The following is a 13,952-nucleotide window of genomic DNA, read 5'->3' as shown; positions in this document are numbered from 1 at the left end:
GCGCCTTTCGAGACCCTGCCCATGCCTGGCGACCTCCGCACCTCCTCCCAGCCCTCCAGCCCGGAGGCGCTGCAACGGACCTTCGCGGAGGCTCTGGGGGGCGGAGGGACCCTGGACGGGCTGGAGCAGTCCTTCGTCACCCAGGCCTGGGAAGACTACGCCGAGGACGAGACGCCGGAACTGGCGGGAGAAGACGTCGGCGCCGTTCTGGCCGACGCCTGGCGCTGGGCTGAACGCAGGACGCCGGGCGAATCCCGGGTCCTGGTCCAGCCGTTGTCCGCCGCCGGGGGCCGCGCGACCCCCTATGACGTCCTTCGCATCGTCCAGGACGACAGGCCCTTCCTGGTCGACAGCGTCATGGGCGAACTGGCCGACACCGGCGTTTCGGTCCGCGCCCTGTTCCACCCGGTCCTGAATCTGGCCCGACAGGCCGACGGCACGCGCAAGGCCGCCGCCGACGCCCGTGAATCCCTGATCGTCCTTGTCATCGATCCCCTGCCGCCCGAACGCCGCGAGGCGCTCAAGGCCGGCGTCGAACAGACCCTGGCCGACGTGCACACGGCCGTCGCCGACTACCCGGCCATGAACGAACTGATGGCGCGCTCGATCGCCCATCTGGAAGCCTGCCCCGGCGGCATCGACCCGGAGATCGTGGCCGAGAACCTGGAGTTCCTGCGCTCGCTCAACGACGACGCCTTCGTCTTCCTGGGCGCCCGCGACTACGACTATCCGCGCACCTCGGACGGGGGCTATGCGGCCGAGGCCCCGCTGGACCAGTCCGCTGCCGGCGTCGGCGTCCTGCGCGATCCCGAGCGGACGGTTCTGAGGCGCACCTCGGAGCCCGCCGTCCTGACCGCCCAGATGAAGCGGCAGATCGACCTGTCGGACCCGGTCACCGTGGCCAAGGCCAATCTGCGCAGCCGCGTCCATCGCCGCGCCTATATGGATTACGTCGGGGTCAAACGGTACGGCGACGACGGCCGTCCCTCGGGCGAGACCCGCTTCGTCGGCCTGTTCACCGCCGAGGCCTATGACCGACCGCCGTCACAGGTGCCGCTGATCCGCAGGAAGGTCGCCAAGGTCCTGGACCGCGCCGGAAAGGTGCCCGGCAGTCACAACGAGAAGCGGTTGAAGAACATCCTGGAGAACTATCCCCGGGACGAACTCTTCCAGATCACAGAGGATGAGCTGCTGACCACGGCTCTGGGCATCCTGCACCTGTTCGACCGGCCCCGGATCAAGATCTTCACCCGCAAGGACCCGTTCGACCGGTTCGTCTCGGTCCTGGCCTTCGTGCCGCGTGAGCGTTACGACGCCGGGGTGCGCGAGCGGATCGGCCGCATCCTCGCCCGGGCCTGGGGCGGACGTCTGTCGGCCTGGTATCCGCAGCTGTCGGACGCGCCCCTGGTGCGCATCCACTACATCATCGGCGTGACCCCGGGCGATCACCCGACCCCGGACGCGCGGGCTCTGGACGCCGAGATCATCGAGACCGGCCGCAGCTGGGTCGATCGCTTCGAAGGCGCACTCCGCGCCGCCGAGATCGACGACAGCGAGATCGGCGCCATGAGCGCTCGCTGGGCCGAAGCCTTCGGACCGGGCTACCGGGAGCGCTACGACGCCGCAGAGGCGGTCAATGACCTGCAGGAAATCGATCGCCTGAACGAAACGGGCGACACGACCGTCGGCGAACCTGTCGCCGTGCGCGCCTTCCGCCATGCCGACGACAGCCCGCTGCAATTCCGCTTCAAACTCTATCGTCGCGGCGCGGCGGTGCCCTTGTCCGACGTCCTGCCGATCCTGGCCGACATGGGCCTGAAGACGCTGGAGGAGTTCGGCCACGCCATCCGGCCCGCCGGCCAGACCGGCTCGGCCCAGGAGATCCACGTCCACGAATTCCTGCTGGAGGATCCGCGCGGCGCGTCGCTCGAGTTCGGCGACATCAAGGGCCCGTTCGAAGCGGCCTTCTCGGCCGTCTGGTCCGGCCAGACCGAGAGCGACGGTTTCAACCGTCTGGTGCTCGAACTCGGCGTCGGCTGGCGCGAGGCGGCCCTGATCCGCACCCTGGCCCATTATCGCCAGCAGACGGGTCTCGATCCCTCCCAGGCGGTGCAGGAAGAGGCGCTGCGCGACTATCCCGCCATCGCCCGCGCCCTTCTGTCCTTCTTCGCCTGTAAATTCGACCCGGCCCAAGGGGGTCCGGCCGATGATCGTGCGTCTGCGTGCGCCGAACTGACGGACACGATCAACGCTCTGCTGATGGACGTGAAGTCGCTGGACCATGACCGGGCGCTGCGCCGGATGATGGCCCTGGTCGGGGCAATCAAGCGCACCAACTATTATCAGGCGACGCCCAATCAAGAGGGGGGCGACGGCGGCTTCAAGCCGCACATCTCGATCAAGATCGCCTCGCGCGAACTCGACGACCTGCCCCTGCCCAAACCCTACCGCGAGATCTTCGTCTGGGCGCCGCACATCGAGGGCGTCCACCTGCGCTTCGGCCCGGTCGCGCGCGGGGGCCTGCGCTGGTCTGACCGCCGCGACGATTTCCGCACCGAGGTCCTGGGTCTGGTGAAGGCCCAGCAGGTCAAGAACGCCGTCATCGTGCCGGTCGGCTCCAAGGGCGGTTTCTTCCCGAAATACCTGTCGGCCATCGTGCGCGCCGGCGGCGATCGCGACGCCCAGCAGGCCGAGGCCATCCGCGCCTACAAGACCTTCCTGTCGGGCCTGCTGGACATCACCGACAACATCGCCGCCGACGGCCTGGTCACCCATCCGTCCAACGTCGTCGCCTTCGAGGGGGATGATCCCTATCTGGTCGTGGCCGCCGACAAGGGGACGGCGACCTTCTCCGACATCGCCAACGGGGTCTCGGCCGACTACGGCTTCTGGCTGGACGACGCCTTCGCCTCGGGCGGGTCGGTCGGCTACGACCACAAGGCCATGGGCATTACGGCGCGCGGCGCCTGGGAGGCGGTCAAGCGCCACTTCCGCGAAATCGGCAAGGACATCCAGACCGAGCCCTTCACCGTGGTCGGCGTCGGCGACATGTCAGGCGACGTGTTCGGCAACGGCCTGTTGCTGTCGAAGGCGTCAAAACTGGTCGCCGCCTTCGACCACCGCGACATCTTCATCGACCCGACCCCGGATCCGGCTTCGTCGTGGGTCGAGCGCGACCGCCTGTTCGCCCTGCCGCGTTCGTCCTGGCAGGACTATGACAAGACGCTGATCTCTGCAGGCGGCGGAGTCTTCTCGCGCTCGGCCAAGTCGATCGAACTGACCCCGGAGATCCGCGCCGCCCTCGACATTACCGATACGGCCCTGGACCCCGTCAGCCTGATCCGCGCGATCCTGAAGGCGCCGGCGGAGTTGCTCTATCTCGGCGGCATCGGCACCTATGTGAAGTCCGCGCTCGAGACGGACGCCCAGGTCGGGGACAAGGGCACGGACGCCCTGCGGATCAATGCCGACGAACTGAGGGTCAGGGTGGTGGGAGAGGGGGCCAACCTCGGCTTCACCCAGGCGGGGCGGATCGCCTTCGCGGCCGGTGGCGGACGCATCAATACCGACGCCATCGACAACTCCGCCGGGGTCGACACCTCCGATCACGAGGTCAACATCAAGATCCTGATCGGCTCGGCGGTCACCAATGGCGTCCTGCCGCTGGCGGAGCGGGTGCCCCTTCTGGCCTCGATGACCGAAGAGGTCGGGCTGAAGGTTCTGGCCCACAACTACGACCAGACCCTGGCCCTGACCCTGCAGCAGGCTGAGGGGGCCGGCGCGCTCGACACCCAGCAGCGCTTCATGCAGGCGCTGACCGCGCGCGGCAAACTGGACCGCAAGGTCGAGGGCCTTCCGGGTGACGTCCGCATCGGCGAGATGAAGACGGCGGGCCTGGCCCTGACCCGGCCGGAGCTGGCCGTGCTGATGGCCTATTCCAAGCTGGAACTCGCCGATGAGATCGTGGCCTCGAAGGCGCCGGAGGATCCGTTCTTCGAGGAGACCCTGGTCCGCTACTTCCCCGAACCGCTGGCCCGGTTTGAGGAGCAGATGCGCGGCCACCGGCTGCGGCGCGAGATCGTGGCGACGGTTCTCTGCAACGAGATCGTCAACATGACGGGCCCCACCTTCCCCGATCGCCTGCGGGCGGCGGCCGGGTGCGACACGACGGCCCTGGTCATCGCCTTCGAGGCCGCGCGGCGGGTCTTCCGCCTCGACGAGGCCTGGGACGCGGTCAGTGCGCTGGACCTCAAGGTTCCGGCCGAGACCCAGACAGCCCTCTATCTGGAAATCTCCACCGTCCTGCGGCGCCAGACCTTCTGGCTGGCGCGCCGCGCAGGCAAGGCGGGGGCGACGGTCCAGGGACTGATCGAGGCCTATCGCCCGGCGGCCGATGCTCTGCGGGGCGCGGGCGGTGATGTCCTGTCGCGCTTCGAACAGGGGCGTCTGGCCGATCGGCTGAAGTCGTTCGCCGGCATGGGAGTGGGCGAGGACCTTGCCCAGACCATCTCCATGCTGCGTCCCCTGGTCGCCACGGCCGACGTCGGTGATCTGGCGAAGGACGCCGGCTGGTCCGAGCCCCGGATGGCGCGCCTTTATCACCAGGTGGGCGCGGCCTTCGACTTCGACCGCCTGCGCGCTGCCGCCGGCGCCGTGCCGTCGGGCGATCATTTCGATCGCCTGGCCGTGCGTCGCCTTATCGAGGACCTGATGGCCGAACAGGTCGCCCTGACCCGCGCGGTGGCGCTGGCCTCCGAACCGGCGGTGGGCGACACCGAGGCGACCGCCGAAGCGGCCGTGGACGCCTGGATCGGACCGCGTCAGGTCGTGGTCGAGGGCGTTCGCGCCGCCGTGGACGAGATCGAGGCCTCGGGCACGGGCTGGACCTTCGCCAAACTGACCATCGCCAATGGCCAGATCCGCCAGGTCGTGGGCGCGCTTTGATGGCCCGGAAGTTCCTCGTTGTCGTCGACGACAGCCCCGAGTTCGAGGCGGCCCTGCGCTATGCCTCGCGCCGGGCGCGGTCGACCGGCGGCAGGGTGGCCCTGCTGCGGATCATTCCGGGGGGGTCGGACGAGCACTGGGCCGGGGTGCGCGACGAAATCCAGCGCCAGCAGCGGGCCGAGGCCGAAGCGCTTCTGAACCGGCTGGGCGAAGAGGCGCAGGAACGCTCGGGGGCCCAACCGGTCTTCCTGATCGAGGAGGGCGAGCCCCAGGCGGCCATCCGCAAGGTCTGCGGCGACGATCCTGAGATCAAGATCCTGGTCCTGGCCGCCGGGACGGGCAGCCGGGGTCCGGGTCCTCTGGTGTCGGCGGTGCTCAAACAGGGCGCCGGCTTCGGCGGGCGCAAACTGCCGGTGACCATCGTGCCGGGAGAGTTGACCGACGCCGAGATCGAGGATCTGGCGTAGAGCCTGATCGGCTGAGGAGGAACCGCTTCGCGAGTCCGGCAAACGATCATGCTCAGGCACAAGACCTTCTCCCTCCCCCTCGGGGGAGGGAGAAGGCGCCATACCCATCAACGGACGCCCGGATTGCACCTTTGAAAACAAAGGCCGGTCCTGAAATAGAGCTCTATTCCAGCCGCCGTCGAAAACCGTGAGACACTGCTGCCGGTCTTTGACATCGCCAGCCAGCCAGCCGCCCGATGTCGACTCTGTCGACTCCGTCGACTCTCTTTTTAGAGTCGCGGCCCCCACTCCTTCCTCGTGCGGAAGATCAATGGGCGAACGCATCGGACGCTTCGGACGGTGTTTTCGAGGCCGGGCCGATCGGACTCTACGGACTATCCGGACTCCGATTTCTGAGTCTGGACCCCGGCTTTCCTCCCGAGAGCGGAGACAGCACCGCACTTGCGAACCGCCCCAGCCGAGCGCATCTCCAGTCCATGTTCATCCAGACCGAACCGACCCCGAACCCGAACGCCCTGAAGTTCCTGCCCGGCCGCGATGTGGCCCCTGGCGGTTCGAGCGAGTTCCTGTCGATCGACCAGGCGACGGCCTCGCCGCTCGCCGAGGCCCTGTTCACCCTGGAGGACGTCTCCGGCGTCTTCTTCGGGGCCGACTATGTCTCGGTGACCAAGGTCGAACACGGCCGCGACTGGTCGGAGATGAAGCCGGAGATCCTGTCTGCGATCATGGATCATTTCGTCTCCGGCGCCCCCCTGTTGCGCGACGGCGAGACGAGCGTCGATGACGGCGCCGACGACACCGAGATCGTGGCCGAGATCAAGGCTCTGCTCGACAGCCGCATCCGCCCGGCCGTGGCCCAGGACGGCGGCGACATCCTGTTTGATGCCTTCGACGAGGAGAGCGGGATCCTGCGCCTGCGAATGCGCGGCGCCTGCGCCGGCTGCCCCTCCTCGGCCATGACGCTGAAGGCCGGGGTCGAGCAGATGATGAAACACTACGTCCCCGAAGTGACCAGCGTCGAACAGGTCATCTAGGGGCGCTGTTGATCGCCCGTTTTTGACCGCTATCGCTCGCGACACGGTCATTTGCTGCTGGAGCGACGTGAAACGTTTCCGTCTCGCCTGACACTGGCGTCTGAGGCACAATCCGGTATGGCCCGCTTCGCATCCGACCCGGACGCCGCCGCCCTCGGCGAGGGACTGGCGACCCTGCGCCGCGCCGTCGGCCTGAGCCAGGCGGAAGCCGGCGCCCGCATCGGCATGACCAGCCAGGGCTGGGGTCTCTACGAAAGCGGCAAACGGCCGGGCCTGTTTCGCCCCGATGTCCAGCGCCGCCTGACCGGCGCCCTGGACGCGACACCCGAGGATCTTGCCCTGATCCTCGCGCGGGAAGGTCCGGCGCCTGCACCGCCAGCGACCGGCGTCGAAAGCCTCGGCCGCGCCTTCCGTCCGCCGCCCGGGCCGCATGCGGACGCGACCGAGCGGATGCAGCTTTCCAATGACGACCTCGCGCCCTGGGCCGCGTCCGGGGTGGTGCTGGAGTTCGATCCGGGCCGCTGGCCGCGCCGGGACCAGGGCTGCGTCATCGATCTGGCGGACGGGACGCGACTGGTCCGGATGTACCAGAGCGCCGACGGCGACCGCCTGTATGTAAAGGGCGGTCCGGCCGGACTGGGGGCCGAGACCAGTCTGGATCGCAACTCGGTCACCCGGGTGGCGGCTGTCCGCGCGAGGTTGGAGGAATGAAACGAAAAGGTTGCGTTTTGCGCGGCGACATGAAACGATCCGGTCAGCAGCAAAGCCGGAGCCGCCTGCATGCCTCGTTCCCCCGCCGCCCTCGACGCCCTGGTCGGACACCGCATTGCGGAGCGGCGTGCGGCCATGGGTCTGTCGCAGACGGCCCTGTCTCAACGGCTCGGCGTCAGCCCGCAACAGGTCCAGAAATACGAGGCGGGCGCCAATCGGGTCTCGGCGTCGCGTCTGAACGACATTGCAATCGCCCTGGGGGTCGCGCCGGGCGCGCTGTTTCCGGATCGCTCGTCGGGGGAGGCTTCGGAGAGCGAAGACCTGTCACGTCTGCGTTTCATGACCGCGACGCCCGAAGGGCGAGCCGTGGCGGCCGCCTTCCCACTGATCCGCGATCGAAACCTGAGACAGGCCCTGGCGCGGATCACCGAGGCCCTGGCGCCCGCGTCCTGACCGGGTCCGCCCGATGAGGGTGCTGGTCATCGACACGGCGCTGGACGCCTGCACCGCTGCAGTGTTCGAGGAGGGCCGCGCCCTGGGCCTGCGGTCCGATGTCATGGCCCGCGGTCACTCCGAACGGCTGGGCGGTTTCGTCCGCGACGCGGTCGCGGAGGCCGGCGGCGGGTTCGAGGCGCTGGACCGGATCGGCGTCACCGTCGGCCCGGGCTCCTTCACCGGCCTGCGGGTCGGACTGGCCTTCGCCCAAGGACTGGGCGCAGCGCTCGGTCTGCCGGTTGTCGGCGTATCGACCCTCGCGGCCCTGGCCCTGTCCGCCGATGGCGGACAGGGAACGACGGCGGCTGTGATCGATGCGCGCCGGGGACAGGTCTATCTGCAGCTGTTCGAGACCGGTCACCCGGCGTCGGAGCCGGAGGCCGTGTCGCTGGAAGACGCCATCGCGCGCCTCGCCGACCGGTCCTGGCGCATCACAGGGTCGGGTGCGACCCTGGTCGGAGGCGAGGTTTCGACAGTGACCGCTCCCGACCCCGCCGCGCTCGCCGCCCTGACCGCCGCGCTCGACCCCGCGATCCATCCGCCGCGACCCCTCTATCTGCGCGCGCCCGACGCGACCCCGCCGACCCGCCTGCCCGGTCAGGCGCGCCCCGTCGTTTCGGGCGCATGATGACCGTGGCCGATCCGGGCGATCTGGCCCTAGGGCTTGCTGGCCTGCACGCGGCAGCGTTCGACGCGCCGTGGTCTGCGACGGCCTTCGCCGACCTTCTGGGTCAGGCCGGCGTCTTTCTGGAAGGCGACGCGGACGGTTTCGTCCTGATCCGCACCGTCGCCGACGAGGCGGAAATTCTGACCCTGGCCGTCCGGCCCGCCGCCCGCCGGAAGGGCCTGGGCGCCTGTCTGCTCCGCGCCGCGACGGCTCGCGCGGCCGCGATCGGCGCGACGCGAATGTTCCTGGAAGTGGCCGAGGACAACGCTCCAGCCCGCGCCCTCTACGGCGCGCTTGGCTTCGAGGCGGCGGGACGACGACCACGCTATTATCTGCGTACGGACGGCCCGGCCGTGGACGCCCTGCTTCTGGTTCTCAACTTGGTCTGAACGGCTTCCCACGGGGGGTTAGCCCCTCTATCTTCACAGCCTATGGACCGGATTGAAAAACTTTGCGCCGAGCGCGGCATGCGCATGACCGAACAGCGCCGGGTGATCGCCCGCGTTCTCGGCAGCGCCGAGGATCACCCCGACGTGGAGGAGTTGTACCGCCGCGCCTCCGCCATCGATCCGCACATCTCGATCGCCACCGTCTATCGCACCGTGCGCCTGTTCGAAGAGGCGGGCGTGGTCGAAAAGCATGACTTCGGCGACGGCCGCAGCCGCTATGAAGAGGCGGGCGACGATCACCACGATCACCTGATCGACACCAGGACCGGCGAGGTCATCGAGTTCTTCGACGCCGAGATTGAACGGCTGAAGACCGAGATCGCCGAACGCCTCGGCTTTGAACTGGTCGGGCACAAGCTGGAGCTCTACGGCAAGGCCATTGAAGGCACCGAGCCGTCCAAGCGCGAGGGCCTGATCTACACGCGCAACGCCGCTCGCGTCGATCCCGGCCAGCTGTCCTGAGCCTTGCCGGCTTGGTGATCTTGCAGGCCTTTGGCTCGGCACTCATAAGCGCCTCATGTCCGAGACTCTGACTGCTCCGGAGGTTGAGACGTCCGCCGCCCCGATCCCGGGGCCCAGGCGGCTGTTCATCAAGACCTACGGCTGCCAGATGAACGTCTATGACTCGGAACGAATGGCCGATGTCCTGCGCCCGCTGGGCTACGCCACGACCGACGAGGTCGAAGCCGCCGATTTCGTCATCCTGAATACCTGCCACATCCGCGAGAAGGCGGCCGAGAAGATCTATTCCGAGCTCGGCAAGATGCGGGAACTGCGTGAGCGCAAGATCGCACGCGGCGAGGCGCGGATGACCATCGCCGTCGCCGGCTGCGTCGCCCAGGCGGAAGGCGAGGAGATCATGCTGCGCCAGCCGGCGGTCGACATCGTCGTCGGACCCCAGGCCTATCACCAGCTTCCGGAACTGCTGACGCGCACTGCGCGGTCGCGCGGGGAGCGGATCGGCGCGGACTTCGCGCCCAACGAAAAGTTCGACGCCCTGAACGCGGGCGGCCCGTCGATGCGCGGGGTCAAGGGCTACACCGCCTTCCTGACGGTGCAGGAAGGGTGCGACAAGTTCTGCAGCTTCTGCGTCGTCCCCTATACGCGCGGCGCTGAATGGTCGCGGCCGGTCACCGACGTTCTGGCTGAGGCGCGCGGTCTGGCGGACCAGGGCGTGCGTGAGGTCACCCTGCTGGGCCAGAACGTCAACGCCTATGACGGGGAGGGCGCGGACGGAAAGGTCTGGACCCTGGCGAAGCTGGCGCGGGTGCTGGCGGACATCCCCGGCCTCGACCGCATCCGCTATACGACCAGCCACCCCAACGACATGTCCGACGACCTGATCGCGGCGCACGCCGAGGTCGAGGCCCTGATGCCCTATTTGCATCTGCCGGTGCAGGCGGGGTCGGACCGGATCCTGCGGTTGATGAACCGGAAGCACGGGCGTCAGAAATACGTTGACCTGATCGGGCGTATCCGCGAGGTCCGGCCGGACCTGGCCCTGGCCGGCGATATGATCGTCGGCTTCCCCGGCGAGACCGACCGGGAGTTTGAGGACACGCTCGATCTCGTGCGACAGGTGAATTACGCGGCCTGTTTCTCCTTCATGTATTCGGCCCGGCCGGGCACTCCGGCCTCGACCATGCCGGGCCAGGTGCCCTCCGAGGTGATGAAGGGCCGGCTCAAGGCGCTGCAGGACCTCCTGATCGAACAGCAGGGGGCCTTCAACAAAGCGCAGACGGGGCGAACGCTGAATGTCCTGTTCGACCGCAAGGGCCGCCATCCTGGGCAGGCCGTCGGGCGATCCCCATATCTGCAATCCGTGCATGTCTCCGGCGCGGATCATCTGCTCGGCCGGATCGTTCCGGTGAAGATCGAGCAGGGTAGCCAGAACAGTCTGAAAGGTGTGCTTATTGGCGCGTGAATCCGAGTTTCTTGCGTTGGACGACGAGTCGCTGCGGGCGGTCATCGGGCCGAACAGCCGCCACGTCGCCCTGATCGAGGATGCCTTCAAGGTGTTGATCGAGGCGCCCGGCGGCGGAATCTCGATCAACGGCGGGGCTCGCGACCGGGCCAGCGCCAAACAGGTGATCGAGGGTCTGGCCCTGCGCGCAGCGAAGGGTGCCGAGGTCAACGAGGCCGACGTGCGCGCCGGCATCGGCTCGGCCCGCACCGGGGTGACCGGCGGCGGGCGCCGCGTCGATCCCATGGCCCTGCCTATCGGCAAACGCGGCGCTATCGTCCCCAAGACGGACGCCCAGGCGCGCTATCTGGACACCCTGGCCAACCACGAACTGAGTTTCGGCGTCGGTCCGGCGGGGACAGGCAAAACCTTCCTCGCGGCCGCCTACGGGGCGTCGCTTCTGCGTCGGGGACAGGTGGACCGGCTGGTCATCACCCGGCCAGCGGTCGAGGCGGGCGAAAAGCTGGGCTTCCTGCCTGGCGACCTGAACGAAAAGGTCGATCCCTATCTGGCTCCGATCTGGGAGGCGCTGAACGACATTCTCGGCGCCGAGGACGTTCAGCGTCGGCGCGACAAGGGCGAAATCGAGGCCGCCCCGATCGCCTTCATGCGAGGCCGCACCCTCAGCCATGCCTTCGTCATCGTCGACGAGGCGCAGAACACCAGTCGTCTTCAGATGAAGATGGTCCTGACCCGTCTGGGGGAGGGGGCGCGGATGGTGGTCACCGGCGACCCCTCGCAGATCGACCTCCTCAACCCGCGCGACTCGGGCCTCGCCCATGCGCTGCGCATCCTGCGGGACGTGAAGGGGGTGGGGGTGCTTGAATTCGAGGCCCAGGACGTGGTGCGTCATGCCATGGTCGAGCGGATCGTGCGCGCCTATGACGCCGACGCGGCGACGGGTCGGCCGACGCCCGACCTGGAAGACCCGGCGCGATGATCGAGGTCGAGGTCGAGGTCGAGGCCAAGGACTGGACCGACGCCATCGACAGTGTCCAGGCGGTGGTCGAACGGGCGGCGGTGGCGGCTCTGGGCGATAGAGAGGGCGGCATCGTCATCCTCCTGACCGACGACGAAACGGTGCGCGACCTGAACGACCGGTTCCGGGGAAAGGACAGGCCGACCAACGTCCTGTCCTTCCCGGCCGCCGAAATGCCCGGCGTCGCCGGTCCGACGCCGCTGGGCGACATCGTCCTGGCTTACGGCGTCTGCGCGGCTGAGGCCGAGGAACAGTCCAAGACCCTGCGCAATCATCTGACCCATCTGGTGGTGCACGGCGTGCTGCACCTGCTGGGGCGCGACCATGAGGTCGACGTGGAGGCCGAGGCCATGGAGGGCGAGGAGCGCGTGATCCTTGCCAGCCTTGGCGTATCCGACCCATACACGCTCCCGCATGACGACTGAGCTTCTCCAGAAATCCAGCGCCGCCCTGAACCGGGCCCTGGACGGGCGTTTGGCCCGTATCGGCCTGGCGCTGATCGCCGGCATCGGGGCGGCCCTGGCGCATCCTCCGTTCGGTATCTTGCCCGGCCTGCTGGGCTATCCGCTTCTGATGCTGCTGGCCGAACGGTCGGGGTCGGTGCGCGGCGCCTTCTGGATGGGTTGGCTGGCCGGGTTCGGCTATTTCGGCGTCGGCTGTTGGTGGGTCGCCGAGGCCTTCCTTGTCGACCCGGCCCAGGCCTGGATGGCGCCGTTCGCCGCCAGCCTGTTGCCTGCCGGTATCGGCTTGTTCTGGGGGACGGCGACGGCCCTGTATCGCCGGTTCGCGCCGGATGGCTTGCTCCGCGTCCTGTTTTTCGCTGCCTGTTTCGCCCTGCTGGAATGGCTGCGCGGCCATGTGTTGACGGGCTTCCCTTGGAACCCGGCGGGGGCCAGCTGGGCCGCCGGTTCGGCGGGCTCCCAGTTTGCGGCGGTGGTCGGGGTCTACGGGCTGGGGTTCGTGACCGTTGCGGCGACCTGTGCTCTTGCTCCCCTGTTCGCGCCGGGATCCCGCAAGGCGCGGGCGGGCGTCGCCCTGACCGGCATCGTCATCCTGTCCGCCCTGGTGATCGGCGGTACGGTTCGGCTGGCCGGAGCCCAGGTGCGCGACACCGACACCCTGATCCGCATCGTCCAGGCCGACGTGCAGCAGGAGTCCAAATGGTCGCCCGAGACCTACCGCTCCATCGTCGATCGTTACGTCAATCTGACTGCTCGCGCGGGCGCGGCCCAGCCCGATGTGATCGTCTGGCCCGAAGGGGCCTTGCCGGCCAGTTTCAACGACGTCTTCGCACCCAATTCTCCTGACGGGTCGACCATCGCGCGGGCGGTCCAGCCGGGCCAGACCCTGCTAATGGGATTGCCCCGGGGCGAGGTAGGGCCCGATGGCCGGGCGCGGTACTACAACAGCCTGTTCGCCATGGCCGATGAAGGCGCGGCCGGGCTGAGAGTCACCGCCGTCTATGACAAATACCGGCTGGTCCCGTTCGGCGAGTTCCTGCCGCTGGGCGGTTTGATGGGCGCGATCGGCGTGCGCAGCCTGGTGCACATGCCCGCCGACTTCAGCCCGGGACCGCGCCCGACGCCGATCGACCTGCCGAACGCGCCCAGGGTCCAGCCTCTGATCTGCTATGAAAGTCTGTATCCGGGGTTCACGCCGGGCGCGGGCGACCGGCCTGAATGGATCGTCAACGTGTCCAACGACGCCTGGTTCGGCGCGACTTCGGGACCGATCCAGCACCTCAACCTCGCCAGCTATCGCGCCATCGAAACAGGTCTGCCGGTGGTGCGGGCGACGCCGACGGGGGTTTCGGCCATGATCGATCCCTGGGGCCGGGTCATCGACGGACGGCGACTGGATCCCGGCGAGAGCGGGGTCATCGACGCCCTGTTGCCGCAACCGGTGGGGATCACCCCCTACGGCCGGGTCGGCGACCTGTTTTTCTGGCTGATGGTGCTTGGCGGACTGGCGCCGGCCGCGATCTTGTTCGTCAGGGCGCGCCGGGCGGTCAATGGATGAGAAGCGCTGCAACTTGAACAGAGGTGGCGGGTTGGGCCGCAAGGTCGCAGCCCTTGCGCGCCCTGCTTCAAAGCCGCCCGAAGACCGTCCCGAGAGAGCCGTCGAATTGATCAAGGAGTTGAGGCCGGGGGCTGTCTCGCCGTGACCGACAACCGCATTCGCGGGCGTGGCGGTGGTGTAATCCCCATTTCCCAGAAATCAGATGACAGCTTGGCCGGACGAGC

The 13,952-nt window shown here is 68.3% G+C and carries 12 protein-coding genes; all 12 read left to right on the top strand.

Going from position 1 to position 13,952, the window contains the following annotated elements; genetic code table 11:
• Positions 1 to 21: 21 nt before the first annotated feature.
• The 12 genes from ACP7AB_RS03740 to lnt all read left to right on the top strand — a co-directional run bounded on the left by ACP7AB_RS03740 (position 22) and on the right by lnt (position 13,728).
• A complete protein-coding gene (locus ACP7AB_RS03740; RefSeq protein WP_425990387.1) occupies positions 22 to 4,944 on the top strand; it encodes an NAD-glutamate dehydrogenase in 4,923 nt (1,640 codons plus the stop codon).
• Positions 4,944 to 5,411 carry a universal stress protein gene (locus tag ACP7AB_RS03735; RefSeq protein ID WP_303694811.1) on the top strand — a complete coding sequence of 156 codons (468 nt, stop codon included), beginning with the start codon at positions 4,944 to 4,946 and terminating at the stop codon, positions 5,409 to 5,411. Before ACP7AB_RS03740 ends, ACP7AB_RS03735 begins: the two co-directional genes overlap by 1 nt.
• Positions 5,412 to 5,887: 476 nt before the next feature.
• Entirely contained in the window at positions 5,888 to 6,445 is a 558-nt protein-coding gene (locus ACP7AB_RS03730; RefSeq protein ID WP_425990389.1) for a NifU family protein, read from the top strand.
• 117 nt (positions 6,446 to 6,562) lie between these two features.
• The gene (locus tag ACP7AB_RS03725) at positions 6,563 to 7,156 is read left to right on the top strand and encodes a helix-turn-helix domain-containing protein (protein WP_425990391.1); all 594 of its coding nucleotides are present in this window, start codon (positions 6,563 to 6,565) and stop codon (positions 7,154 to 7,156) included.
• 69 nt (positions 7,157 to 7,225) lie between these two features.
• Positions 7,226 to 7,609 carry a helix-turn-helix domain-containing protein gene (locus tag ACP7AB_RS03720; RefSeq protein WP_425990393.1) on the top strand — a complete coding sequence of 128 codons (384 nt, stop codon included), beginning with the start codon at positions 7,226 to 7,228 and terminating at the stop codon, positions 7,607 to 7,609.
• A 13-nt stretch (positions 7,610 to 7,622) separates the two neighbouring features.
• Positions 7,623 to 8,279, top strand: coding sequence for a tRNA (adenosine(37)-N6)-threonylcarbamoyltransferase complex dimerization subunit type 1 TsaB (tsaB, locus tag ACP7AB_RS03715; RefSeq protein WP_425990395.1), 657 nt, complete (start codon positions 7,623 to 7,625; stop codon positions 8,277 to 8,279).
• The gene (locus ACP7AB_RS03710) at positions 8,279 to 8,707 is read left to right on the top strand and encodes a GNAT family N-acetyltransferase (RefSeq protein WP_425990397.1); all 429 of its coding nucleotides are present in this window, start codon (positions 8,279 to 8,281) and stop codon (positions 8,705 to 8,707) included. The genes tsaB and ACP7AB_RS03710 overlap by 1 nt, the downstream gene beginning before the upstream one ends.
• Before the next feature lie 42 nt (positions 8,708 to 8,749).
• Positions 8,750 to 9,229, top strand: coding sequence for a Fur family transcriptional regulator (locus ACP7AB_RS03705; RefSeq protein WP_425990399.1), 480 nt, complete (start codon positions 8,750 to 8,752; stop codon positions 9,227 to 9,229).
• 55 nt (positions 9,230 to 9,284) lie between these two features.
• Positions 9,285 to 10,691, top strand: a complete 1,407-nt coding sequence (gene miaB, locus ACP7AB_RS03700) for a tRNA (N6-isopentenyl adenosine(37)-C2)-methylthiotransferase MiaB (protein WP_425990401.1) — start codon at positions 9,285 to 9,287, stop codon at positions 10,689 to 10,691.
• A complete protein-coding gene (locus ACP7AB_RS03695) occupies positions 10,681 to 11,670 on the top strand; it encodes a PhoH family protein (RefSeq protein ID WP_425990403.1) in 990 nt (329 codons plus the stop codon). The genes miaB and ACP7AB_RS03695 overlap by 11 nt, the downstream gene beginning before the upstream one ends.
• Positions 11,667 to 12,134: an rRNA maturation RNase YbeY gene (ybeY, locus tag ACP7AB_RS03690; protein ID WP_425990405.1), complete on the top strand. Its 468-nt coding sequence runs from the start codon at positions 11,667 to 11,669 to the stop codon at positions 12,132 to 12,134. Before ACP7AB_RS03695 ends, ybeY begins: the two co-directional genes overlap by 4 nt.
• Positions 12,124 to 13,728, top strand: coding sequence for an apolipoprotein N-acyltransferase (gene lnt / locus ACP7AB_RS03685; RefSeq protein WP_425990407.1), 1,605 nt, complete (start codon positions 12,124 to 12,126; stop codon positions 13,726 to 13,728). Before ybeY ends, lnt begins: the two co-directional genes overlap by 11 nt.
• Positions 13,729 to 13,952 lie beyond the last annotated feature (224 nt).

It is taken from the genome of Brevundimonas sp. TWP3-1-2b1 (genome assembly GCF_049896165.1).
GTDB classification, from domain to species: Bacteria; Pseudomonadota; Alphaproteobacteria; order Caulobacterales; family Caulobacteraceae; genus Brevundimonas; species Brevundimonas subvibrioides_B.
This window is presented reverse-complemented; position numbering and strand designations above follow the sequence as displayed.

What these genes read in the sequence shown, in the direction of transcription:
- ACP7AB_RS03740 (WP_425990387.1), top strand. Translation starts at nt 22, where the DNA reads ATGCCTGGCGACCTCCGCACCTCCTCCCAGCCCTCCAGCCCGGAGGCG.
- ACP7AB_RS03735 (WP_303694811.1), top strand. Translation starts at nt 4,944, where the DNA reads ATGGCCCGGAAGTTCCTCGTTGTCGTCGACGACAGCCCCGAGTTCGAG.
- ACP7AB_RS03730 (WP_425990389.1), top strand. Translation starts at nt 5,888, where the DNA reads ATGTTCATCCAGACCGAACCGACCCCGAACCCGAACGCCCTGAAGTTC.
- ACP7AB_RS03725 (WP_425990391.1), top strand. Translation starts at nt 6,563, where the DNA reads ATGGCCCGCTTCGCATCCGACCCGGACGCCGCCGCCCTCGGCGAGGGA.
- ACP7AB_RS03720 (WP_425990393.1), top strand. Translation starts at nt 7,226, where the DNA reads ATGCCTCGTTCCCCCGCCGCCCTCGACGCCCTGGTCGGACACCGCATT.
- tsaB (WP_425990395.1), top strand. Translation starts at nt 7,623, where the DNA reads ATGAGGGTGCTGGTCATCGACACGGCGCTGGACGCCTGCACCGCTGCA.
- ACP7AB_RS03710 (WP_425990397.1), top strand. Translation starts at nt 8,279, where the DNA reads ATGACCGTGGCCGATCCGGGCGATCTGGCCCTAGGGCTTGCTGGCCTG.
- ACP7AB_RS03705 (WP_425990399.1), top strand. Translation starts at nt 8,750, where the DNA reads ATGGACCGGATTGAAAAACTTTGCGCCGAGCGCGGCATGCGCATGACC.
- miaB (WP_425990401.1), top strand. Translation starts at nt 9,285, where the DNA reads ATGTCCGAGACTCTGACTGCTCCGGAGGTTGAGACGTCCGCCGCCCCG.
- ybeY (WP_425990405.1), top strand. Translation starts at nt 11,667, where the DNA reads ATGATCGAGGTCGAGGTCGAGGTCGAGGCCAAGGACTGGACCGACGCC.
- lnt (WP_425990407.1), top strand. Translation starts at nt 12,124, where the DNA reads ATGACGACTGAGCTTCTCCAGAAATCCAGCGCCGCCCTGAACCGGGCC.